This is a genomic window from Nitratiruptor sp. YY08-26 (genome assembly GCF_016593215.1).
Lineage (GTDB): Bacteria > Campylobacterota > Campylobacteria > Campylobacterales > Nitratiruptoraceae > Nitratiruptor > Nitratiruptor tergarcus.
Map to the genome: position 1 here is coordinate 709,633 of NZ_AP023063.1, position 24,510 is coordinate 734,142.

The 24,510-nt window shown below is 37.4% G+C and carries 22 protein-coding genes; 12 read left to right on the top strand and 10 right to left on the bottom strand.

Annotated elements, in window-relative coordinates:
* Positions 1–5 precede the first annotated feature (5 nt).
* Complete coding sequence (gene uvrA, locus JG738_RS03935) at positions 6–2,819, top strand: excinuclease ABC subunit UvrA (RefSeq protein WP_201338464.1); 2,814 nt, start codon at positions 6–8, stop codon at positions 2,817–2,819.
* Here uvrA and JG738_RS03940 read toward each other — a convergent pair.
* Positions 2,806–3,129: a hypothetical protein gene (locus JG738_RS03940; RefSeq protein WP_084275584.1), complete on the bottom strand. Its 324-nt coding sequence runs from the start codon at positions 3,127–3,129 to the stop codon at positions 2,806–2,808. The genes uvrA and JG738_RS03940 overlap by 14 nt on opposite strands.
* Before the next feature lie 137 nt (positions 3,130–3,266).
* Between JG738_RS03940 and polA the strand changes: the two genes are divergently transcribed.
* Complete coding sequence (gene polA / locus JG738_RS03945; RefSeq protein ID WP_201338465.1) at positions 3,267–5,933, top strand: DNA polymerase I; 2,667 nt, start codon at positions 3,267–3,269, stop codon at positions 5,931–5,933.
* Between the two features lie 113 nt (positions 5,934–6,046).
* Positions 6,047–9,178, top strand: coding sequence for a cytochrome c biogenesis protein (ccsA, locus tag JG738_RS03950; protein ID WP_201338466.1), 3,132 nt, complete (start codon positions 6,047–6,049; stop codon positions 9,176–9,178).
* 7 nt (positions 9,179–9,185) lie between these two features.
* Here ccsA and dnaJ read toward each other — a convergent pair whose 3' ends face one another.
* Positions 9,186–10,307 carry a molecular chaperone DnaJ gene (gene dnaJ / locus JG738_RS03955; protein ID WP_201338467.1) on the bottom strand — a complete coding sequence of 374 codons (1,122 nt, stop codon included), beginning with the start codon at positions 10,305–10,307 and terminating at the stop codon, positions 9,186–9,188.
* 106 nt (positions 10,308–10,413) lie between these two features.
* Here dnaJ and recR point away from each other — a divergent pair, with 106 nt between their 5' ends.
* From recR to JG738_RS03970, 3 genes are all read left to right on the top strand, one after another.
* Positions 10,414–10,986: a recombination mediator RecR gene (gene recR, locus JG738_RS03960; protein WP_201338468.1), complete on the top strand. Its 573-nt coding sequence runs from the start codon at positions 10,414–10,416 to the stop codon at positions 10,984–10,986.
* 67 nt (positions 10,987–11,053) lie between these two features.
* Positions 11,054–12,397: a class II 3-deoxy-7-phosphoheptulonate synthase gene (locus JG738_RS03965; protein WP_201338469.1), complete on the top strand. Its 1,344-nt coding sequence runs from the start codon at positions 11,054–11,056 to the stop codon at positions 12,395–12,397.
* Positions 12,397–12,759 carry a rhodanese-like domain-containing protein gene (locus JG738_RS03970; RefSeq protein WP_201338470.1) on the top strand — a complete coding sequence of 121 codons (363 nt, stop codon included), beginning with the start codon at positions 12,397–12,399 and terminating at the stop codon, positions 12,757–12,759. Before JG738_RS03965 ends, JG738_RS03970 begins: the two co-directional genes overlap by 1 nt.
* A 57-nt stretch (positions 12,760–12,816) precedes the next feature.
* Here the strand turns inward: JG738_RS03970 and JG738_RS03975 are convergent, their stop codons facing one another.
* The 8 genes from JG738_RS03975 to gatC all read right to left on the bottom strand — a co-directional run bounded on the left by JG738_RS03975 (position 12,817) and on the right by gatC (position 20,620).
* Positions 12,817–13,605, bottom strand: coding sequence for a shikimate dehydrogenase (locus tag JG738_RS03975; RefSeq protein ID WP_201338471.1), 789 nt, complete (start codon positions 13,603–13,605; stop codon positions 12,817–12,819).
* A complete protein-coding gene (locus JG738_RS03980; protein WP_201338472.1) occupies positions 13,602–15,014 on the bottom strand; it encodes an anthranilate synthase component I family protein in 1,413 nt (470 codons plus the stop codon). Before JG738_RS03980 ends, JG738_RS03975 begins: the two co-directional genes overlap by 4 nt.
* Positions 15,015–15,785 carry an SPOR domain-containing protein gene (locus JG738_RS03985; RefSeq protein ID WP_201338473.1) on the bottom strand — a complete coding sequence of 257 codons (771 nt, stop codon included), beginning with the start codon at positions 15,783–15,785 and terminating at the stop codon, positions 15,015–15,017.
* Positions 15,786–15,860: 75 nt separating this feature from the next.
* Positions 15,861–17,108 carry a serine hydroxymethyltransferase gene (locus tag JG738_RS03990; RefSeq protein ID WP_201338474.1) on the bottom strand — a complete coding sequence of 416 codons (1,248 nt, stop codon included), beginning with the start codon at positions 17,106–17,108 and terminating at the stop codon, positions 15,861–15,863.
* On the bottom strand, positions 17,108–18,619 hold the full coding sequence (gene lysS / locus JG738_RS03995; RefSeq protein WP_370583674.1) for a lysine--tRNA ligase: 1,512 nt from the start codon (positions 18,617–18,619) through the stop codon (positions 17,108–17,110). Before lysS ends, JG738_RS03990 begins: the two co-directional genes overlap by 1 nt.
* On the bottom strand, positions 18,619–19,248 hold the full coding sequence (locus JG738_RS04000) for a CvpA family protein (RefSeq protein ID WP_201338476.1): 630 nt from the start codon (positions 19,246–19,248) through the stop codon (positions 18,619–18,621). Before JG738_RS04000 ends, lysS begins: the two co-directional genes overlap by 1 nt.
* 9 nt (positions 19,249–19,257) lie before the next feature.
* Positions 19,258–20,319: a type IV pilus twitching motility protein PilT gene (locus JG738_RS04005; protein WP_201338477.1), complete on the bottom strand. Its 1,062-nt coding sequence runs from the start codon at positions 20,317–20,319 to the stop codon at positions 19,258–19,260.
* A gap of 7 nt (positions 20,320–20,326) precedes the next feature.
* Positions 20,327–20,620 (bottom strand): Asp-tRNA(Asn)/Glu-tRNA(Gln) amidotransferase subunit GatC, encoded by a 294-nt coding sequence (gene gatC / locus JG738_RS04010; RefSeq protein ID WP_201338478.1) that lies wholly within the window; start codon positions 20,618–20,620, stop codon positions 20,327–20,329.
* An 86-nt stretch (positions 20,621–20,706) separates the two neighbouring features.
* On the opposite strand from gatC, the gene JG738_RS04015 reads away from it, so the two are divergent.
* Genes JG738_RS04015 through JG738_RS04040 form a run of 6 tightly spaced genes read left to right on the top strand, consistent with a single transcriptional unit; the run spans position 20,707 to position 24,509 of the window.
* A complete protein-coding gene (locus tag JG738_RS04015) occupies positions 20,707–21,312 on the top strand; it encodes a tetratricopeptide repeat protein (protein WP_201338479.1) in 606 nt (201 codons plus the stop codon).
* On the top strand, positions 21,309–22,310 hold the full coding sequence (locus JG738_RS04020; protein ID WP_201338480.1) for a hypothetical protein: 1,002 nt from the start codon (positions 21,309–21,311) through the stop codon (positions 22,308–22,310). The genes JG738_RS04015 and JG738_RS04020 overlap by 4 nt, the downstream gene beginning before the upstream one ends.
* Entirely contained in the window at positions 22,307–22,630 is a 324-nt protein-coding gene (locus JG738_RS04025) for a hypothetical protein (RefSeq protein ID WP_201338481.1), read from the top strand. The genes JG738_RS04020 and JG738_RS04025 overlap by 4 nt, the downstream gene beginning before the upstream one ends.
* On the top strand, positions 22,617–23,231 hold the full coding sequence (locus JG738_RS04030; protein WP_201338482.1) for a type III pantothenate kinase: 615 nt from the start codon (positions 22,617–22,619) through the stop codon (positions 23,229–23,231). The genes JG738_RS04025 and JG738_RS04030 overlap by 14 nt, the downstream gene beginning before the upstream one ends.
* Positions 23,225–23,842 carry an ATP phosphoribosyltransferase gene (gene hisG / locus JG738_RS04035; protein WP_201338483.1) on the top strand — a complete coding sequence of 206 codons (618 nt, stop codon included), beginning with the start codon at positions 23,225–23,227 and terminating at the stop codon, positions 23,840–23,842. The genes JG738_RS04030 and hisG overlap by 7 nt, the downstream gene beginning before the upstream one ends.
* Positions 23,832–24,509 (top strand): class I SAM-dependent methyltransferase, encoded by a 678-nt coding sequence (locus JG738_RS04040; protein WP_201338484.1) that lies wholly within the window; start codon positions 23,832–23,834, stop codon positions 24,507–24,509. The genes hisG and JG738_RS04040 overlap by 11 nt, the downstream gene beginning before the upstream one ends.
* Position 24,510 lies beyond the last annotated feature (1 nt).

Genomic DNA, 24,510 nt, shown 5'->3' on the forward strand with positions numbered 1-24,510 from the left:
GTTAAATGAATAAGATAAAGATATTTGGTGCAAAGCAGCACAATCTTAAAAATATTAATCTTGAGATACCAAAAAATGCATTGATTGTTTTTACTGGACTTTCAGGAAGTGGGAAAAGTACGCTCGCTTTTGATACACTCTATGCTGAAGGGCAGCGGCGCTACATAGAGTCGCTCTCAAGTTATGCACGCCAATTTTTGGATAAATTAGATAAACCAGAAGTAGATAAGATTGAGGGGCTTACTCCAGCAATTGCCATTGAGCAAAAAACAACAAGTAAAAACCCAAGAAGTACAGTTGGTACAGTCACTGAGATTTACGATTATCTTCGTTTGCTCTATGCAAGAGTCGGTATCCAGCACTGCCATCTGTGCGGCAAACCGATCTCTCACATGACACCAACAGACATTATTAATGAGGTATTAAAACTTCCTCATGGAAGCAAACTTGTTATAACTGCTCCATTAATTAAAGAGAAAAAAGGTACTTTTACCGATCTCATAGAGTCCCTTCGTCAAAAGGGGTATGTGCGCGCCATGATAGATGGGGTCATGGTGCGCTTAGATGAGGAGATAGAACTAGCAAAAACGAAAAAGCATACAATCAAAGCCGTTATCGATAGGGTTGTGCGCAAAGAGGAGAGTGCAACAAGAATTGCTGATGATATCGAAAAAGCATTAAAGTTAAGTTATGGAGAAGTGGAAGTTGAGGTACTCAATGCTGAAGAAGTTGGAACACAAAAGCATTACCACTTTAGTGAGCATCTAGCATGTTTTGATTGTAAAGTGAGTTTTGAGCCCCTTGAGCCTCTTACATTTTCTTTCAACTCTCCTAAAGGAGCTTGTCCAGAGTGCGATGGATTAGGGATTCGCTATACATTAGATTTGCAAAAGATTATAGATGAGCACAAATCTATTGCCAAGGGGGCAATTAAAATACTCTATGGATATAACAAGAGCTACTACTTTAATTTTCTCAAGGCTTTTTGTGAGAGTGAAGGTATCGATGTCAATACTCCTTATGAAAATTTAGCAGAGCATGAAAAAAAAGCGATCCTCTATGGCTCAGCACAAGCAGTAAGTTTTCGCTGGAAATCACACAATCTCACCCGTATTTGGCCAGGAGTAGTGAAGATCGCTTATGATATGTTTAAAGATGAAAAAGAGCTGGGTGAATATATGAGTGAAAAGGTGTGTGACAAGTGTGGCGGTCACAGACTCAAGCCCCAAAGTCTTGCAGTAAAAGTTGCTGGTAAAGGTATTGGGGAGATCCTTGATATGCCAATAGAAGATGCGTATGCTTTTTTTAATGAAGAATCAAATTTTACTTATCTATCTTCCCAAAAGCAAACCATTGCTGCACCTATTCTTAAAGAAATAAGAGAGCGGCTCTACTTTTTAGTAGATGTGGGACTTGGCTATCTTACTCTTGGCAGAGACGCCCGCACTATAAGCGGAGGAGAGTCTCAACGTATTAGAATTGCAAGTCAAATAGGCAGTGGTTTAACAGGAGTGATGTATGTGCTCGATGAGCCAAGTATAGGTTTGCATGAAAGAGATACCTTAAAACTCATACGTACACTTAAAAATCTGCAAAAAAAAGGCAATACTGTTATAGTGGTTGAGCATGATAAAGAGACAATAGAAGCAGCAGATTTTATCGTTGATATTGGCCCTGGTGCTGGAAAATTTGGGGGAGAGGTGGTCTTTGCTGGAAGTGTGAGTGAACTCAAAAAGAGTGATACACTTACTGCAAAGTATCTTAGTGGCGAGAAAAAAATAGAGTATTTCTACCGCAGACCCCAAGAGGATTGGCTTGCTATAAAAAACGTTACAATCAATAATATAAAAAATCTTGAGGTAGAGTTTCCTTTAAAAAATCTGGTAGCTGTAACAGGTGTGAGTGGAAGTGGGAAGAGCTCATTGGTTTTGCAAACGCTTCTGCCAGTTGCAAAAGAGGCACTCAATAGAGCTAAAAAGGTCAAAAAGATTGCTGGAGTGGAGATCGAGGGATTAGAGAAACTCGATAAAGTGATATATCTTGATCAAAGCCCTATTGGAAGGACTCCTCGTAGCAATCCTGCAACCTATACAGGTGTAATGGATGAAATACGCGCTCTCTTTGCAAAAACTAAAGAGGCGCAACTACGAGGATATGGACCGGGGCGGTTTAGTTTTAATGTACCTGGTGGAAGATGTGAGAAGTGTAAAGGCGAGGGTGAGCTAAAAATTGAGATGCACTTTTTGCCTGATATTATGATCAAATGTGATGCTTGTAAAGGCAGACGCTACAATGAACAAACCCTTGAAGTAACATATAAGGGTAAAAATATTGCAGATGTACTTGCTATGAGTGTAGATGAAGCACTAGAGTTTTTCAAAGCGATTCCAAAAATTCAAAGAAAACTCCAAACACTACAAGATGTAGGTCTTGGCTATATTACGCTTGGGCAAAATGCTGTAACACTCAGCGGTGGTGAAGCGCAACGGATTAAGCTAGCAAAGGAGCTAAGCAAAAAAGATACTGGTAATACTCTTTACATACTTGATGAGCCAACGACAGGCTTACACTTTGCAGATGTGGATAGGCTTGTGAAAGTACTCCATTCTCTTGTAGAGCTTGGAAATAGTGTAATAGTGATCGAGCATAATCTTGATGTCATTAAAAATGCAGATTATATTATCGATATGGGACCAGAAGGAGGAAGCAAAGGGGGAAAAGTTATAGCCCAAGGTACACCTGAAGAGGTTGCGCGTAACGCTAAAGAGAGTAGTAGCTATACAGGTGAGTTTTTGGCTAAAGAGCTTAAAATTGAGTGAGACAGCGCTTCGCTTCCATCTCGCTCAAAGCTCTTCCGATACAGAGTTTTTGCTTTTCTAATAGTTTTATATCTCGTTGGAGTTTACTTGCATAGAAGGCTTGAGGGAAGCTCATTGCAAAAGTTTTAGCAAGTGCGTCACTTTTTGGATCGAGTGGATATTTTTGGATACAAAAATGTGCCTCCTCTTTTTGCAGGCAAGATTGGCGGTTTTGATACGTTTGGATGATTTTATCAATAGCTAAAATTTGTGCTGTTTTCCAATCAGCAAATGCAAAAGTTATGCAACAAAAAATAAGTAGATATCTCATTATACTCCTTTAATTGGTAATTTTATCAAAAATTAGCTATTTTCAAAGTTTTACCATAAAAATTTTGACTCTTGATGGGGCTATTTAATCCGTGATTAAAAAAGTATTGTGCTATAATCTCGCCAAAAAGGTTGTGGATGAAGACACTTACAATCATCGATACCTTCGGTTTTTTCTTTCGTAGCTTCTATGCATTGCCACCATTAAAAAGTAAACAGGGATTTCCCACTGGTCTTTTGACAGGTTTTATCAACTTTATCAATAACTTAGTAGCAGAAGAAAAAAGTGATTACATAGTTTTTGCTTTAGATAGTGAGGGTCCAAGTTTTCGCGCCGCAATTGATCCAAACTACAAAGCTCAGCGCCCTACGCCTCCAGAAGATCTGCAAAAGCAGCTTCCTATTGCAATTGACTGGATAGAGAAAATGGGTTTTAAAACATTACAAAAAGAGGGTTTTGAAGCTGATGATATTATTGCTTCACTGGTAAAATGTGCAAAGCAGATGGGTATAAAAGTCAAAATTGTCTCACACGATAAAGATCTCTACCAGCTTATAGATGATGAAAAAGTGGTACTCTATGATCCTATAAAAAAAGAGGAGATCGATGAAAAGAGGGCTGAGCAAAAATTTGGCGTTCCAGTAAAACTCATCGGGGATTATCTTGCGCTTGTGGGAGATAGTGCAGATAATATTCCAGGAGTCAAAGGTATTGGGCCAAAAACTGCTGCAAAACTTCTCAATACTTACGGATCTCTTGATGCAATTTATGCACACATTGATGAGGTGACACCGCCGCGCGTGAGGACGCTGCTAGAGCAAGGCAAAGAGAGTGCATATTTGAGTAGAAAGCTTGTTGCCCTTCGCGATGATGTGTTTGAGAGCTGCTCATTAGAAGAGTACCATTTACCTCAAATTAATCCGATTATAAAAATTGCTGATGAGCTTATGGATTATGATATTACAGCGATTTTGCGCAAACTCAAAGCTACACCGCTCATAAAAAAGCAGGGAGCAAAAATAGAGTTTGAGGCAATTTGTCTTGATAGCGAAGAGGAGCTCTTTAAAGTAATAGATGCTATACCAAAAGAAGCAATAGTAGCTTTTGATACTGAAACCGATTCTTTAAATACAAAAGTAGCCAATCTTGTAGGATTTAGCTTTGCTTTTAATGAAGAGAGGGCGTACTATGTACCAATTGGACACAACTATCTTGGAGTAGGACAGCAAGTAAGTTTAGATAGCGCTCTTAAAGCTATCAAGAGGCTATTTGAACATAAAATAGTAGGGCATAATCTCAAATTTGATCTCTCTTTAATCTATCGGTATGACATAGAAGAGATTACAGATTTCGCAGATACAATGATTCTTGCATGGCTAAGTGATCCAGGAAGCAGTGTAGGGCTAGATAGTGTGGCAAAGAGAGTGCTTGATCATGATATGATAGCCTATAAAGATACAGTAAAGAAGGGTGAAGATTTTAGCAACGTTGCAATAGATACAGCCTGTCGCTATGCCAGTGAGGATGCATTGATAACTTATAAAATCTATTTTAAATTACTCGATACTCTCCGCTCACAAAATGCAGCCCATCTTATTGATGAGGCAAAGGAGGTAGAGTTTCCTTTTGTCAATACTCTTATAGCGATGGAGAGAGCTGGAATCAAACTTGATATTGCTTTTTTTGAAAAACTACGCAAAGAGAGTGAAGAGCGCCTCAAGGAGCTTACACAAAAGATTTATGAGCTTGCAGGAGGGGAGTTTAATATCAATTCAACTAAACAGTTAGCAAGCGTGCTTTTTGAAAAACTGAAACTTTCGCCTTTGAAGAAAACAAAGTCTGGCTATAGTACGGATGAGACTACGCTACAGGCACTGAAGGACAAACATCCAATAATAGCCTATATTTTAGAATACCGTGAGCTCTTTAAACTCAAAAGCACCTATATTGATCCACTTCTAAAATATGCTAAAAAAGATACAAATCATCGTATTTACACAAGTTTTGTGCAAACTGGTACCGCTACAGGAAGACTTGCAAGCAAAAATCCCAATTTGCAAAATATTCCAGTTAAAACAGAAGTCGGACGCCAAATTAGGTACGGATTTATTGCAAAGGATGGGTATAAACTCCTCGGCATCGACTATTCTCAAATAGAGCTGAGGCTTTTAGCACACTTTTCACAAGATCCTGCCCTAGTACAAGCTTTTCAAGAAGATAGAGATATCCATTTAGAGACTGCAATAAAGCTTTTTGGTCCAGATGAAGCACATGCAAAGAGAAATATCGCAAAGAGCATTAACTTTGGTCTCATCTATGGTATGGGAAGCAGAAAACTTGCACAAACTCTAGGAATCAGCACAAAAGAGGCAAAAGAGATCATTGAGAGCTATTTTAGTGCATTTCCTACTGTCAAAAACTACTTAGCAAGTATTGAAAATTTTGCAAAAAAGTATGGATATGTTGAAACGTTACTACGACGTAGGCGCTACTTTGATTTTGCTGCAGCTAATGGAGCACAGCTTGCTGCATATTTGCGAGAAGCTACAAATACAGTTTTTCAAGGAAGCGCAGCAGATCTTATAAAAATGAGCATGAATGCTATTGATAAAATTATCAAAAATGAAGCATTACCTGCCAAAATGCTACTGCAAATCCATGATGAGCTTATATTTGAAGTTAAAGAGGATGTGGTCGAAGATCTTGCACAAAGATTTGCTTCAATTATGGAGCATATTTATCCGCTGCGGGTACCTATCAAATGCTCTATAGGTATTGCCCACAGATGGGGAGATTTGAAATAGTTTAAGAAATGACTCTAAATCAAAAAGATATTACTATTTTTGATTGAAGTTCACTACAATTGTATTCTCGATAGACGTATAAAACTATTTTGAGAATACTCCAAAGGAAATAGATGCTCAAATCTTTGCAAAAAAGCTTCTTCTCCATAAAATCAGCTGTCATAATGATGTTTATTTTTGCTGTAAGTATTGGAATTGCTACGTTTATTGAAAATGACTATGGCTCACAGACTGCATGGGCTTTGGTCTATACAGCAAAATGGTTTGAGATTTTATTGGTGCTTTTAAGTCTTAATCTCCTTTACAATATTTTCAGATTTCGGCTTTTTCGCAAAGACAAATTTTTCACTGGGCTATTTCATTTAGCATTTATTGTAATAATAATTGGTGCTGCAGTAACGCGCTATTTTGGCTATGAGGGCACAATGCATATACGAGAAGGCTCTCAAAGCAATACAATCCTTAGTGCTCGTACCTATTTGCAAATAGAAGCTAAAAAAGGAAAAAATTTTTATTCTTATGCAGAACCAATCTATCTCTCAAAAATTGGCAGTAACACTTATAAAAGAAAAATAGCAATAGGCGATGAAAAAATAGAGGTAGAGCTTTTACGCTATATACCAAATGCCACATATACTATAGTTGCAGATAAAAATGGTAAAGCCACAGTAAAACTTGTGCTTTCTGCTCATAGTGGTGGAAGAGTAGAGAAGATCCTCCAAAAAGGACAATCTCTTGATATAGGAGATGCAGTAATTACTTTCGATAAAGAGGTACAAACCAGCAAGCCTGTTATAGTAATTACACAAAAGGAGGGAAAGCTTTTTATTAGAGCCCCTTTTCATATCAAGCGAATGGCAATGGGCTCGATGCAAGAAGAAAATTTTGCACCTAACGAGGATGTTCCATTTGAAAAAGGGCATCTCTACGCAATTGCAGGGCTTAATATTGTTCTCAAAAACTTCCAACCCCATGCAAAAGTGGAGTTGCAAAGCAAAAATCCACTGGCAAAAAACTCTCCTCATGATGATGCACTAATTTTACGTGTAAAAAGTAGTAAAGGTGAAAAGATTGTAACACTCTTTGGCAAAAGTGGACGAGAAGGTGAGCCTGTACATGTGAAGTTAGGAGATTTGGATTTAACATTGAATTATGGGGCAAGACGCATACAACTCCCTTTTGCGCTGAAACTGCGCGATTTTCAGCTCGAGCGCTATCCAGGCTCCATGAGTCCAAGCTCCTATGCGAGTGAAGTGACAGTAGTAGATGGAAACAAGAGTTTTGATTATAGGATCTATATGAACCATGTGCTTGATTACAAAGGATATAGATTTTTTCAAAGTTCTTACGATATGGATGAAAAAGGCACCATTCTCTCTGTCAATCACGATCCTGGTACACTTATTACCTATATTGGCTATTTTCTCCTTGCTTTAGGAATGTTACTGCACTTTTTTATGCCGCAAAGCCGCTTTCAGAAGTTAGCACGTTTGACAAAAAGAGTACAAGAACAGCGTGAAAGTATGTTACTGAAAAATTTTGCTCTCATTGCTTTTTTGATGCTTGGCATGTCTGGATATGCAGCTGATAATCCTCTCGAAGTAGCAAAAAAGATAAGCAAAGCTCATGCTGACAAATTTGGAGAAAAGATTTTAGTGCAAGATAATAGCGGAAGAATTGAGCCGATAGATACACTTTCTCGCAAAGTACTTGCCAAAATTGCTCGCAAAGAGGAGCTTTATGGCCTTGATGCAAATCAGTTCTTTTTAGGAATGACTGTAGAGCCAGAGATTTTTCAAAAAATTAAAATGATCTATGTGCATCATCCAGCTCTTAAAAAAATTCTTGGACTCAATCCAAATGAGAAGTATGCCTCCTTTAACGATTTTTTCGATATGAGCAAAGATGGGGCATATAAGTTGCTGCAATATGTGCAAAAAGCGACTGCCAAGAAACCGGGTGCAAGAGATCAATTTGATAAAGATGTGATTAAAGTAGATGAGAGAGTCAATGTGGCTTATATGGTCTATACTGGAGCACTTTTGCGTATCATTCCAAATAATAAAGATAAAAATCGTAAATGGGTAACTCCAATTGAAGCAATGAAGAGCTTTGCTCCGAAAGAAGCTGAGCTGGTACGACTTATAATGGCAAGCTATTTTCAAAATGTAGAAAATGGTATTAAAACTGGTGATTGGAGTAAAGCAGACAAATCTTTGGATGTTATAGCCGATTATCAAAAATATTATGGCTCAGATCTTATTCCGCCAAAAAGTAAAATAAAAGCAGAGCTTCTTTACAACAAACTCGATATTTTCAACAGGCTCGTGCCATACTATATGCTTATAGGTTTTATTCTGCTTATTCTCATACTCATCAATCTCATCAATCCTCGGTTTAATATCAAATGGATTGTACGAGTTGGCGTTGTGCTTATCTTTTTGGGTTTTATGGCTCAGACTTTTGGAATGGCACTGCGCTGGTATGTTGCAGGGCATGCACCTTGGAGTAACGGATATGAATCGATGGTCTATATCTCATGGGCTACGATTTTTGCAGGATTTTTCTTTGCAAAAAAGAGTCCGATAGCATTTGCCGCTACGTCACTTTTAGGTGGCTTGATTCTCTTTGTAGCACATCTTAACTGGCTTGATCCACAAATCACCAACCTTGTTCCAGTACTTAAATCCTACTGGCTGATGATACATGTCTCAGTCATTACTGCTAGCTATGGCTTTTTAGGTCTCAGTGCTCTTCTTGCTTTTGTGGTTTTGATACTCTTTATTTTTGTCAATGAGAGTAATAAAGATTTGATGGCACTTACATTCAAAGAGCTTACATATATTAATGAAATGAGTCTTATTATAGGACTTGTTCTTGTGACTATTGGAAACTTTCTTGGAGGTGTCTGGGCAAATGAGAGTTGGGGAAGGTACTGGGGATGGGATCCCAAAGAGACTTGGGCTGCTGTAACCATCTTAGTATATGCCTGTATAGAGCATGTACGCTTGATACCAAAGATGAATAAGTTATTTTTGTACAATGTATTGGCGCTCCTTGGATATTCAAGTGTTATCATGACCTATTTTGGAGTAAATTTTTACTTAAGTGGATTGCACTCGTACGCTCAAGGAGATCCTGTGCCAATTCCACAGTGGGTTTATTGGGCAATTGGAATAATCTTTGCAATAATCGCTGCAGCCTACTATAAAAAACAAAAATACAATATAGATATAAGAATATAAAAGCTGGTTACTTTGTAAACCAGCTTTTAACTTTTTCAAAAATTGATGAGAATTTCTCTTCGTGAGGTTTACTCTCTACGCCGAATGAATCTTGGAGCTTATGGAGAAGCTCTTTTTGCTCATCTGTGAGCTTTTTTGGAAAAATAAGTTTTACCTGTGCAATGAGATTGCCTTTGCGACCGGTATGGATATTTTTGAAACCTTCGCCTTTGAAAATAAACTGCTCCTTATCTTTTGTACCTACATGAAGTTGCAGTTCTCGCTCTCCACGAGGAGTAGGAATAGTGATGGTTTCTCCTAATGCCGCTTGGGTAAAAAAGACAGGTACTTCCATATATATATCATCATTGTAGCGTACAAAATGCTCATCCTCTTTTACATAGACATTGATGTAGAGATCTCCTCGCAGACCTGAAGGAGAGAGATTTCCTTTTACTTGTACACGAATACGATTTTCGTTATCTATTCCTTCTGGAATTTCAATTGTTATTGTCTCTTCATTTATGGCATATCCTCTGCCGGCGCATTTTGGACACTTCTCTTGTGCGCTTTCTCCAGTTCCATGGCAGCGAGGGCAAGTTTGTGAAAATGTCATAAATCCTTGACGATAATAGATCTGTCCTCTACCATGACACTCAGGACAGGTTGTGAGAATTCCGCCTTTTGCTCCGGTACCTTTACACTCTTCGCATGGTACTTTATAGCGGTATGAGATCTCTTTTTTTGTTCCAAAGAGGGCTTCTTCAAATGAGATTTCTACTTCAATAGCTAGATCTAAAGGATACTTCTCTTCTTGCTTTCTTCTTTGTCCAAAACCACCACCAAAAGTTTGACCAAATACTGATTCAAAAAAGTCCATAATATCTTCGTAGCTGGTATTATCAAACCCTTGAAAGCCTTGATTTTCTAGGCCACTTTTACCATACCTATCATAGAGGGCTCTTTTTTCTTCATCGCTTAACACTTGATAGGCTTCATTAATAAGTTTAAACTTCTCTTCTGCCTCTTTGTTATCTGGATTGCGATCGGGGTGGTATTTGAGAGCAAGTTTGCGATACGCTTTTTTTATCTCATCAAATGTGGCGTTTCTGTCAACTTCTAAAATTTCGTAATAATCGATATCTACCAAGAGGGCATCCTTTGTTTAAGTTTTGTTTAAGTTGTGTAAGTGTAGCAAAAAATTTTTTATAAAGAGTTAAATTTTTGATATAATTGCGCAAAAATTCGGGGGCGGATTGAAAAGAGGAATTAAGAAGTTCTATAAACTTGTAGCGGCACTTGAAACCTTGCCAAGTATCGGCAAAAAGAGTGCTACAAAACTAGCTTTCCATCTTGTACTTCAAAATCCTATGGATGCTATGAAACTTGCCCACGCAATCGAAGATGCCGTAAGCTCGATTCATAAATGTTCGCAATGTGGCGGTATTAGTGAAGATGAGCTCTGTTATATCTGTAGTGATGATTTGCGCGATCAGCAGACTCTATGTATAGTAGAGAGTGCAAAAGATATCTATATCATCGAGGAGAGTGGTGAATATAATGGTCTCTACTTTGTCTTTGAAGGACTTAACCAGACAAATCTTGATAAACTTAAAAATCTCGTTGCAATGAAAGAAATACAAGAGATTATTTTTGCTTTTACACCTTCGATTCAAAATGATGCACTTATACTCTATATCGAGGATCAGCTCCAAGAGTATGCCATAAAATTTTCAAAAATCGCTCAAGGTGTTCCAACCGGTGTAAATCTTGAAAATGTAGATACTCTCTCACTTTCCAAAGCTATTGCTGAGCGCGTAGAAATTTAGATAAAAGTTTTGCAAAAGAGAAGAAACTTTTTGGTATAATGGCGCAATTTCAACAAAGGGTAGAACTATGAGCTGGAGTCCGAGTAGTTGGAGAGACTTTCCTATAAAACAACAACCAACTTATAAAGATTTAGATAAGCTTCACAGTATTGAAGCAGAGATTAAAACATTTCCACCCCTCATCTTTGCAGGTGAAGCCAGAGAACTTAAAAAAGATCTTGCAAAGGTTGCAAAAGGGGAGGCGATTTTGTTGCAAGGTGGTGACTGTGCAGAGAGTTTTGCTAACTTCAATGCAGCTAACATTCGCGATCTTTTCAAAGTGCTTTTGCAGATGAATATGGTTTTGATGTATGCAACAGGAAAGCCTGTTGTAAAAATCGGGCGTATTGCAGGGCAGTATGCAAAACCTCGCAGTAGCGATTATGAAGAGATAGGGGGAGTAAAACTTCCTAGCTACCGCGGTGATATAGTCAATGATATTGCTTTTAGCGAAGAAGCGAGAGAGCCAAAGCCAGAAAAGCTTCTTGAAGCGTACTATAAATCTGCAGCTACGCTCAATCTCATACGTGCCTATGCGCGTGGAGGGTTTGCGGATCTACGTGCAGTACATAAATGGAATCTCGAGTTTCTACAAGGGAATGAACTTGAGAGTCGTTTTGAGGAGTTGGCTGATAAAATTACTGAAGCGCTCCGTTTCATGGAAGCGTGTGGAGTAAATCCAGATAATACGCCACAACTCAAGCAAACCACACTCTATACTTCTCATGAAGCATTGCTTCTCAATTATGAAGAGGCACTCACACGAAAAGATACTTTTACTGGTGATTGGTATGATTGTAGTGCACATTTTCTATGGATTGGGGATCGCACAAGAGATCCTAATGGGGCGCATGTAGAGTTTTTTAGAGGTATTAAAAATCCAATTGGTGTCAAAGTGGGCCCTTCTATGAAACCACATGAGCTTTTAGAACTCATTGATAAACTTAATCCTGAAAATGAGCCAGGAAGATTGACTCTCATCGTGAGAATGGGAGCAGAGAAGATAGGAGAACTCTTTCCTCCACTTCTTCGCACTGTCAAAGAAGCGGGTAAAGAGGTAGTTTGGAGTATCGATCCGATGCATGGAAATACATATAAAACAGGTGGTGGACTCAAAACGAGAGATTTTGAAAAGATCTTATCTGAAGTAAAACAGTTTATTCAGATACATAAAGCTGAAGGAACAATACCTGGAGGAATGCATCTTGAGATGACGGGAAGTGATGTTACTGAATGTACAGGAAGTATTAGCGCTTCTATTACAGAAGATGCACTCAATAGCCGTTACCACACGCAATGCGATCCTCGCCTCAATGCTAATCAAGCGCTTGAGCTTGCATTTATGGTAGCTGAAACATTTAAGGATCTTTAATGCGAATATTCTTATTTTTGTGCGCAATGATTGCAAGCTCTTTTGCCTTTGAAAATGTAAATGCTAAAGAGTTTGCAAATCTCATGCGCCAAAAAGATATTGTGCTTTTTGATGTGCGTACTCCTCAGGAGTTTCAAGAAGAGCACATTTTGGGAGCCAATCTTGTTCCCGTACAAGTTTTTCAGTATCTCAAACTTGGTGGTTTGGGAATAAAGGACAAAACAGTACTCGTCTACTGTCGTAGTGGCAATAGAAGTGTGACTGCGAGTAGATGGTTTGAGAGCTGGGGAGCAAAAAAAGTTTACAATTTAAGAGGTGGTATATTGGAGTGGAAAGCAGCAGGCTTCCCTCTTCAAAAGTAGATTCTCTATCCTTTATAAGAGACGTATTTTACGTTTCTTATTCTTTATAAATGACAATTACAGTTGAAGCGATCTTCTCATAAGTTTTATAATCTCTTCTTTTTCATAAATAAAATCGGTAAAAATCTCAAATGCTAAAACCCCTTGATACAGTAGCATATCTGTACCATCTTTATAAGTGAGTCCTAGATCTTTTGCAAGGGCTAAAAAAGGTGTGAGTTTATTGTAAATAACATCTACTGCGTATTTTGCCTGCTGCATAAGAGGAAGTAAGATATCTTGAGGAGCAGGCAAGCTATTATCAGTTAGTCCTGCAGAAGTGGTATTGATAATAAGATCATACTTTTGTACAGAAAACTCATCCCACGTATAACAGCTAAAGCCTCTTTCTTTGAAAAAAGAAAGTCTTTTTTCACTTCTATTAAGTATTTGCGGATCGTAGCCTTGCTCCTTGAGATAGAGGGCTATCGCTTTTGCGGTACCTCCAGCTCCTAAGATGAGAATATTAGAAAACTCATACTCCTTTATGCTTTCATAAAATCCAGGAGCATCAGTATTGTACGCATAAATTTTTCCATCTTTGCTATACCAGGTATTAACAGCTTCTACCTCTTTTGCAATGCCAAAAACTTCATCAGCAAGTTTATAAGCCCACTCTTTATGAGGAACAGTGATGTTGAGACCTCGGAGTTGTAGTGCAAAAAACCTCTCTTTGAGCTTACTACCATCCTCTACGAAGATTTTGGTGTAGCAACCAGGAAATTTAAGATGCATAAAGGCATAGTTATGTATTGTTGGAGAGATGGAATGAGCTACAGGGTTGCCAAAAATTGCATAAAGTTTCATTGGGCTAGTTCCTCTAAAGCTTTTTTGAGTGCACCAAGTTTATTATTAACTTCGAGATACTCAAGCTCAGGTTTACTGTCTGCTACTATTCCAGCACCTGCTTGGAAAATAACTTCATTCTCTTTCAAGAGTGCGGTGCGTATAGTTATGGCGCTATCCATATCTCCATTGAAGCCAAAATAGCCGATACTCCCGCTGTAATATCCTCTTTTTAGTCCCTCAAACTCTGCAATAAGCTCCATCGCTCTAATTTTTGGCGCTCCTGTCATTGTGCCAGCAGTAAAAGTAGCCATAAAAAGATCAAACATGTCATATTTCTCATCCAAAATACCTACTACATCACTTACCATGTGCATTACATGGCTGTAGCGCTCTATGCGCATTATTTCTGGCACCTTGACAGTTCCAGCTTTTGCTACTCTTCCCACATCGTTACGCCCAAGGTCTATGAGCATGACATGTTCGGCCACCTCTTTTGGGTCGTTGAGCATCTCGATTTCAAGCTCTTTGTCCCTCTTAGCCGTATTACCGCGTTTACGAGTACCAGCAATTGGACGCAAGAGGATCTCTCTATCTGTAAGGCGTACCATGACCTCTGGACTACTTCCTGCAATCGCAAAATCTTCAAATTCCAATAAAAAGAGATATGGAGAAGGGTTGAGGGATCTGAGTTTGCGATAAAAGCTGAAGCGATCCACAACCGCTTTTTGCTTGAGACGATTGGAGATAACTATCTGAAAAACATCGCCACTGCGAATCATCTGTTTGCTCTTTTCAACCATAGCAAAAAATTTCTCTTTGCTATGAGCAAATGTGGCTTCTCCTAAAAGCTTTGCTTTTTTAAGAGGTGTATATTGGTAGCTATCTTTTATGGCACTTTCTATAGGAGGAAAAATCTGTTCTTCTATCTCTTTTGTTGATGTAATCAGTGTTAGTGTGGAGTTTTTGTGGCTATAAGCGATGATGAGTTTTGGACGAAGCATATAAAAATCTGGAGTATGCAGTTCGTCTTTAAGATTTTGCATATATTTTTTGAGTACCGGTTCAAACTCTTGTACCATATCATATCCGATATAGCCAATAAAACCGTCTATAAAACCTACACTAAGCTCTTTTGAAATCTTTTTATATTGTGCAAAATCGATATTTTTGTAATACCTTTTCATAAAGAGGAGTGGATTACTCTCTACCTCTTCAATATCTCCTTCACTGTTTTTATAGAAGCTTTTGCCATTTTCACTCCAAATAGCCTCTTTTTCTCCACATATTATGTAGCTAAAGTTGCCATCGCTTGTATTGACGACGCTCTCAAAAAGGTAGCTCTTTTCATTTTTGAAAAAATCTTTAGCTTTTTCATACAGAGCAATGGGAGTAAACTCATCGAGCATAAACTGCCGGTAAAAAATCATCTATCGTATCCTTGTAATGAATGCATTTTTACTAATTTTAGAACGTACCTTCCCGAGGTATTTACTCGCTTCTTTACGACTTTGAAATGGTCCTATATAGACGCGTCTAATCTTTTTTCCATTGCTTATGACCTCTTTGATAATATAGTTAAAACCAGCTTTTTTGATTTTTTTCAAAAAGGCCTTATCAGGATAATATTTTAAAAAAGCGCCTACCTGGATATAGTATGAGCCAGTTTTTACTACTTGTTGTGTTTTTTTGGTATGTTTTGGAGGAGTTTTTGTAAGGGCTTTTTTTGTCTCTTTTGCTACTTTTTTAGGTTTTACGACAGGCTTAGTTTGCACTTTTTTTTCAACAGGGTGGGATGGGATAATCTTACGTTGAGGAGGCTCATTTTGATTTGTAGCTGCAATCTCTTTCTCTTTTTTCATAACTTCATTAATGACCTGCGATATTTCGCTCTCTTCTTTTTTTATAGTATCTTCTTCGATAATGGGGACTTCTTGCATATTAGAAGGCTCAGACAATTGCTCTTGTTGAGTGGGAACCTCTTGAGTTTCTACCAAACTCTCTTGTGGTGCAGAAGAGGAGTCTGAAATCATTTTGACGATGCTAAGGACAATTAAAAAGATAAGAAGGAGTGAACCGCTAATGAGAAGATACCTTTTGATTTTATTCTTTTTTTCATATTTTTCTAAGACTATATCATCAAGTTCATTGGTATGAAGCTCTTCAAGATCTTCAAAATTATCCATTTGCTCATTAGCCATAGTAAATCCTTTAGGCAAGTTAGAAGATATTATAATATATTTTACTAAAAGAGAGCTTCATAAGGGAAAGATCCCTTAGAAGGTAGGACGATCGTAGATAATGAATTTGCGAGCAAGTGCTACCATCTCTTTTTTGATCTTTTCTTGGAGATTGACATCTTCGATATTGTCAAGGACATCAGCGATGCGGGTTGCTATAAGCTCAAATTCACCCTCTTTCATGCCTCGAGCTGTAAGTGCTGGGCTTCCGATACGGATACCGCTTGTAACAAACGGACTTCTTGTCTCTCCCGGGACAGTATTTTTATTGACTGTAATTCCAGCACGTCCGAGTGCTTCATCTGCATCTTTCCCGCTAAAATCTTTGTCAAGAAAGCTTACAAGTACAAGGTGGTTGTCAGTACCGCCACTTACTACATTGTAGCCTCTGTTCATGAGTACAGTTGCCAAAGTTGAAGCATTTTTGCGCACCTGTTTTGCATACTCTTTCCATGCAGGCTTCAAGTTTTCGCCAAATCCTACTGCTTTTGCAGCAATGACATGCACAAGAGGCCCACCTTGGATTCCAGGAAAGATAGCACTATTGATCTTTTTGGCGATATCAGCATCATTGGTCATAATCATACCGCCTCTTGGGCCTCGAAGAGTTTTGTGTGTAGTAGTTGTTACCACATCGCAGTAAGGAAAAGGACTTGGATGTTCACCGGCTGCTACAAGTCCTGCAATATGGGCAATATCTGCCATTAATAGTGCACCCACTTCATCAGCAATTTCGCGAAACTTTTTAAAGTCAATTACTCTTGGGTATGCACTTGCGCCGCAGACAATAAGTTTTGGTCTCACTATTTTTGCTATATCTAATACCCTGTCATAATCGATCCACCCCTCATCATTGACACCATAGAAAAAGCTTTGATAGATTTTCCCACTTGCATTGACTTTAGCACCATGTGTGAGGTGACCCCCATGGCTTAAATCCATTCCCAATATTTTGTCGTATGGTTTTAAAAGTGCTAAATAGACCCCCTGGTTGGCTTGACTACCAGAGTGGGGTTGTACATTGACATATTCACATCCAAAGAGTTTTTTGGCTCTTTCAATTGCAAGTTCTTCTACAGCATCAGCATATTCACAGCCACCATAATAGCGTTTGCCAGGATAGCCCTCGGCATATTTGTTTGTAAAAATACTTCCCATTGCTTCCATAACGGCTGGAGAGGTGAAGTTTTCACTTGCAATCATTTCAAGATGATCTGTTTGCCTTTGTAGCTCATTTTCTAATATGTTAAAAACTTCTGGGTCTGCATTTTTTAAAAAATCCATTATTCTTTTTCTCCTTTTTCTTCTTTTGGTAATGGTCGCATTGCAGGAAAGAGTATTACATCTCTAATAGAGTGTTGATTTGTAAGGAGCATTACTAATCTATCGATTCCTATACCTTCTCCAGCAGTTGGAGGCATTCCATGTCCTAAGGCTCTTACAAAATCCTCATCCATATGCATCGCTTCATCATCTACATCTTTACTCGCAACTTGTGTTTTGAAACGTTCATATTGATCTAATGGATCGTTAAGCTCATTAAATCCGTTGGCTATCTCTTTGCCTGCTATAAAGAGCTCAAAACGCTCTGCAATTTCCGGATTGTCATCACTTCTTCTTGCAAGTGGGCTGATATCGATTGGAAAATGGGTGATAAAAGTTGGATTGATGAGTTTTTCTTCGACAAAGTTGTCAAAAAGTTCTGCTTGCAATGCACCTAAGCTCATTTTATGTGGAAACTCAAGCTCTATACCTCTCTCTTTAAGATAAGAAATGATCTTCTCTTTATCCTCTACAACCTCTTGAGGAACATCACCTATTTCAACTATTGCATCTTTGTATTTAATTTTATCAAACGGTGTAGAAAAATCGATTGTATGCTCACCATAGGGAAGTTTTTTAGGAAGTCCAAGTTTTTCAAAGAGATAATCAAAAAGATCTTCAGTGAGTTTCATTAAATCTTCATAGGTATGGTATGCCCAGTAAAACTCTATCATTGTAAATTCTGGATTATGGGTAGCATCCATACCTTCGTTGCGGAAGTTTCTATTAATCTCAAATACCGCTTCAAAACCTCCCACAATGAGCCGTTTGAGATAAAGTTCTGGTGCAATGCGAAGATATCTATCAACTCCTAAAGCATTATGATGGGTAATGAAAGGCCTTGCATTTGCTCCACCAGGGATTGGGTGCATCATAGGAGTCTCTACCTCTAAAAAGCCATGATTTTCAAAAAAATCACGAATAAGGCTTACAATACGACTTCTTAATACGAAAACTTTTTTGACATCTGGATTCATAATAAGATCAAGATAGCGTTGGCGATAACGTAACTCTTTATCTTGCAATCCGTGGTATTTTTCAGGGAGTGGTACAATTGCTTTTGTCACGAGATTGAGTTCATTTGCATGGAGGGTCAGCTCCCCTGTTTTTGTTACAAATGGATACCCGATGGCTTCAATAATATCTCCAACTTCGATAAGTTTTTTTACCTTTTTGAACCACTCTTTCCCTAATGAGTCTTGATTAAAATATATCTGGACTATACCACTTTCATCTTCTATTTTGGCAAATGCTGCTTTGCCCATATGACGCAAAAATTTGATGCGTCCATTGAGTTTTACACATACTGATTCATCTTTTTTCTCTTCACGCTCTTTGACATATGCATATTTTTCTAAAAATTGCTTATTTGTTATCTCTTTACAAAAGCCGTGTCCATAAGGATTAATACCCTCTTTGCGAAGTTCTTCGGCTTTTTGTATACGCTGTTGTTCATATTGATTATCAAATATCAATGCTTCTCCTTCGATATATTTTGCTCTATTGCTTTGATAGCCCTGTTTTTAACCGTTTCTACTGCACTCTCTTGCACATCATTTGAGACCTTTTTCGTAAACTCTTTTCCCTGTTTTTGTACATTTGGAGAAACGAAATCTTCTGGTTTAAGTTTGATTATATAGCTTCCTGTTTGTACAAGAAGAGGATAGAGAATAGAGTTTTTAGTATATTTTTCTAGCACTTTTTTTGTTATTTCAATGCTAGAAATTGCATATATGATGACAGAGAAGATGAGAAAAATTTTTGCCCAACCAAATAGAAGGCCAAGAAGTTTGTTAAAAAATCCCATTCCACTTGCATGTGTCAATTTGGTTATAAGATTTCCTAGTATTACCATCCCGATCCAGATTGCAAAGAGTGCAGCAAGAAACCCTACGAAAGTGAGTGCTGCTTCATTTTTTATGTGATAGAGGTTATCACTAATCCAATTCCCTACACTCTCTGCATAGCGTGAACCATAGTATATACCACCTATAATTCCTGCTAATCCAAAAAACTCTTTTATAAAACCGTCTATGATACCTTTGAGTCCTAAAAAGATAATGAGTGCGCCAATGATGAGATCGAAATAGTCAAACGTCATCTATTTCCTTTAAAGATTTTTTATAAAGTTCATTAACTCTTCTGGTCTATTAGAGAATTTTATTGCAGTCTCTTTGTCTATTACTTTTTGTAAGAGGAGTTTTTGTAAAACTTTTGTTTGTGTTTGCATACCTGTTTGTTGCCGCCCTAACTGCATTTGTGAATAGATCTGGTGTATTTTGTTTTCTCGAATAAGGTTTGCGATAGCTGGATTGTTGACGAGGATTTCATAAACAGCTACTCTTCCACCTTCAATTTTTGGCAAAAGTGCTTGGGATATAACAGCCACAAGACTTGTGGAGAGTTGTGCTCTTATTTGTGGTTGCTCATCACCACCAAAAACATCTATAATTCTATTGATAGTTTGAGGTGCAGAGTTGGTATGGAGGGTCCCAAATACCAAGTGACCAGTTTCAGCTGCAGTGAGGGCTGCTTTGATTGTTTCACGATCTCGCATCTCTCCAATCAATATGACATCGGGATCTTCACGCAAGGCATATTTGAGCGCGACTGCAAAACTTTTTGTATCAAATCCTAACTCGCGGTGGGAAAAGAGGGATTTTTTATTTTTATGTATAAACTCAACAGGATCTTCTATAGTAATTATATGCTTATGCTCGACATTGTTAATTTCATTAAGCATTGCAGCGAGAGTAGTTGATTTACCACTTCCAGTAGGACCAGTGACAAGTATGAGTCCCTTTTCTCGTTTAATAATATCTTTAAATATAGGAGGCTGTCCCAAATCATCAATACTTGGAATTTCTTGTGGAATAATACGAAATGCAGCTGCAACTTCTCCTAAAGTTTTGTAATAGTTTGCACGGAAACGTCCAACATTGGGGATACTGAAGGCAAAATCAAGCTCATAATTTTCTTCAAACTCTTTCTTTTGTTTATCAGTTAAGAGAGAGTAGCACAATGTTTGTATCTCTTTGCCAGTTAAGACAGGAAGATTGAGTGGGATAAGTCTTCCATCGATTCTTACTTGCGGTTCACTCCCAAAAACCAAATGGAGATCTGAAGCTTTATGTGCCACAACAGTTTTGAGTAAAGAGTTGATATCTACCATAAATGTCCTATTCGATTATTTTAGGGACAATAAAAAAGTCATCTTCACTTTTTGGTGCATTGCGTAAGATTTTTTGTCCGATATCACTCTGGTTTTGCGGAATATCTTTGCGAAGAGGAGCACTTGCTTCTATTGGACTGTACGTAGCTGCATATGAAGATATATCAAGCTCATCTAAAACATCTACAAATTCTAAGAATTTATTGAGATCTTCGAGAATGCGATCTCTGTTTTCATCTTTTATCTGAATCATACTAAGAGTTTGCAGCCTTTGGAGCAGATTTTCATCAATCTTTTTCATCCCAAACCTTCGTAAAATTTTTCGTATTTTACCATAAAATAATGTTTTGTTTGATAATATTAGGTGAATTTATTGAAGGAGTGACATTGAGTACAAAAGATAATATTGAATATATAAAAAAAGAGTTGGATAGTGAGGAGAAGTTTTTAGAATCGGTAATAAAAGCAGAAAAGTTTTATAAAAAACATAAAAAAAAGATAACAGCTCTAGTGGTTCTTGTAGTTATAGGATTTTTAGGGTATGTTGGCTACGATATGATGAAAACACACAACCTCGAAGTAAGTAATGCTGCTTACAATTCTCTATTGCAAAATCCTCAGGATAAAGAAGCTTTACAAACTCTTAAAAACAAAAATCCCAAACTCTATGCACTCTATATCTATCAAAAAGCTATAGAGAAAAGTGATATAGAAGCACTCCAAAAGATTGCAAATGGAGATGATAGAGTACTTGGAGATCTTGCAAAATACCATATTGCAGTTATCAAAAAAGATAATAAAGCACTTGAACGATATGCAAATAATTCTGATGCAATTTTACGTGATTTTGCATATTTAGATAGTGCTTATATGGATTTCATGAAAGATGCAATAGCTGTAGGACGTAAGAAAATCGAAAATATTGATAAATCTTCTGCTGCATATCCTTATGCTCTGCTTCTTGGACACTACGGTGCAAAGGTAAAAAAATGAGAAAGTTGATACTTTTTGCTCTTTTGTTGCTTCTTTTTGTAGGATGTAGCAGCAAAAGATATTTTGAGCCAAAAGAGATAGCGGGGTATGTGGATTTTGATGGAAAATTGCCAGCACCTATAGTGGATGTTTTACGTGATGGAGCAACTCTTGAAGATGGAGAGTTTATTTCCAAAGATGGTTTAGAAAATTATAGATTACCAAAAGGGTATCTTTTTATAAATAAGAGTAATGGCTACTATATAGCTGCAAATAAGTGTGGTGATCTACTTGTCATTGATAGCAAATCTCATAAAAAGGTATTGCAAAAACACTTTACAATGCGATCACCTATTGCAGCAAATATTACAAAAGATAAAAGAGTTGCACTTGTATTTGATGATAACTCTTTGATGCTTTACGATATTGTAGACAAACATGTTATTTATGCAACAGAGCAAGGCAAGAGCATAGCTGTAGATACAAAAATAGCTAATCCTTTTTTTCTTGGACAACTTACAGTTTTTCCAACACTTGATGGAAAACTTGTTGTTGTAGATCCTACAGGCAAAGAGCTTCGCACTCTCATAGTTGGTACAAAAAAACATTTTAATAATGTGATTTTTCTCGATGTAATAGATGAAAAGCTTATTGCAGCCACACCCAATAAAATTATTTCGGTAAGCCCAACATTTTCAAATACATTGGATTTGTCTCTTAGTGATGTACTTTATGCAAAAGGAAGAGTATATCTTCTCACAAAAGATGGAGAGATAATTCTCACTGATCCCCAACTCAGTATCATGAAGAGAAGAAAATATCCTTTTGCACATTTTACAGGTGCAGTATATGGAGAGTATATCTATGTAGTAGAGAAAGAGGGCTATATCATTGCTGTTGATAAAGATCTGCGTGTTTCTAATATCTTTGGATTTCCAAGTGGCATAGAGGAGTATATCTTTACATCCAAAGATAAAATTTTCTATGACAATAACTATTTCGAACTCAAAAAACTATGAGAGAATTGGTAGATTTTTTTCGTAAAAAGGGTATTGTTTTTGAAAAATTTACAAAACTTGATTTAAAAAAACTTGGCATTAAAAAGCGTTTAGAAATATATATAGGTTTAGATACTCATAAAAAGTACTATGTAATAGTATATGTAGATCGTAAAAGCAGAATTTTGCTTAAAGATGCAAAAAGTTATGAGGAGTTAGTGCAAAGCCTTCCTGTTAAGCATGGATTTCGCTACAAATACCTCCTCTATCATGCTCCCCTTTGCTCCAAAGCAAAAGAGTATTTGCAAGAGGTTGGTTGGAGAGTAGATGCTATTGTGTGATATAGGCAATAGTTTTGCAAAATTTTATGATGGAAAAGAACTTAAGCGCATACCTATTACGCAGATTAAGCAGTATAGGAGGCAAAAAGTTTGCTTTATCAATGTCAATCCCAAAGTAGAAAAGCTTTTAGAAGAGTTTGAAAACTGGATTAACTTGGAGCAATATATTACTCTTGATACATCTTATAAAGGTTTAGGTGTTGACCGTAAAGCTTTGTGTTGGGGAGTTGAAGAGGGAGTGATTGTAGATGCTGGAAGTGCAATAACAGTAGATGTGATGGAAAAAGGTAGACATAAAGGTGGTTTTATAATACCGGGAATTCGTTTTTTGCAAAGAGATTTTGCAGAGATTTCAAGTAGACTTGCGATTGATACATTACAAGAAGTAGATTTAACACATTTACCGCAAAATACACTTTCAGCTATAAGTTATGGAATTATAAAGCCAATTGTTCTTGCAATAAAGCAGTTTGATATGAGGATCTATATAACAGGTGGTGATGGGGAGTTGCTCCATCATTATATTCCTGAAGCGCTATATGATCCATTACTACTTTTTAAACATTTAGAAAAACTGGTACAAAGGAAAGGTTTATGTTAACGATCGCACTGCCTAAGGGGCGTATTGGTGATGACTCATTGGCTCTTTTTGAAAAAATATTTGCAAAAGAGTTTCGATTTGGAGAGAGAAAACTTATTTTAGAGATAGATGATTTTCGTTTTTTACGTGTACGCAATCAAGATGTTCCAATCTATGTTTATCATCAAGCAGCCGACCTTGGTGTTGTGGGACTTGATGTGCTTGAAGAAAAAGGGCTCGATCTCGTAAGACTTCTGGATCTTGGTTTTGGTGCTTGCAGTGTAAGTATTGGTATTAAAGAAGATGAAGAGCTTACATTTAATAAGCCAAGTTACAGAGTTGCTACGAAGATGGAGAACATTACAAGGGAGTTTTTTAGCAAAAAAGCAATTCCAGTGGAGATTATTAAACTCTACGGCTCTATTGAGCTTGCCCCTTTGGTGGGACTAGCTGATATGATTGTAGATATTGTCGAAACTGGTGAGACAATGAAACAAAATGGTCTTAAACCAGCTTTAACTATAATGCAAAGTAGTGCCTATTTTATTGCTAATAAAAATAGTTTCTATGATAAGAAAGAGAAAATTTTAGCGCTACGTCAGCAGTTACAGGAGGCTTTGGGTGGGGCTTGATCTCTATGGGAAAATTGAGCCACTTTTAGGATTTGAAGAGGAAAAACAAAAACTCTATGAGGCCTTTTTAGATAAGCTTTCAGAGCTTGGTATAAAAAATTTTCTTGATATTGGGTGTGGGAGCGGGGCATTTATGCAATTGGCAAAAAATGCAGGTTTTGAGCCTGAAGGCATCGATATTAGTAGAGTAATGGTAGAGCGTGCAAGGAAAGCAGAATTACAGGTATATCATGGTGATATATGCCAGTTGGATAGAAAATATGAAGCAGCCACAGCAGTATTTGATGTTATCAATTATCTTGATAAAGAGGAGCTTGCAAAATTTTTCGCTTGTGTGAAGAATCTTTTGAAAAAGGGTGGTTATTTTATATGTGATATGAATACCCTCTATGGATTTGAAGAGATTGCACAAGGATCGTTAATTTTAGATAATGATGAACAATTTGTTGCGATAGATGCTGAATTTGCCGATAATAGATTGACAACCAAAATCTATCTTTTTGAAAAAAGAGATGGCTGCTACAATAAAGAGGCAGAAGAAATTGTACAGTATTATCATGAGATAGGTTTTTTGAAGAAGTTGGGATTGGAACTTATAGATATAGACTTTATATCTTTATATGGTGAAGAAGCGGATAAAGTTTTGATGACATGGAGGGTAACATAGT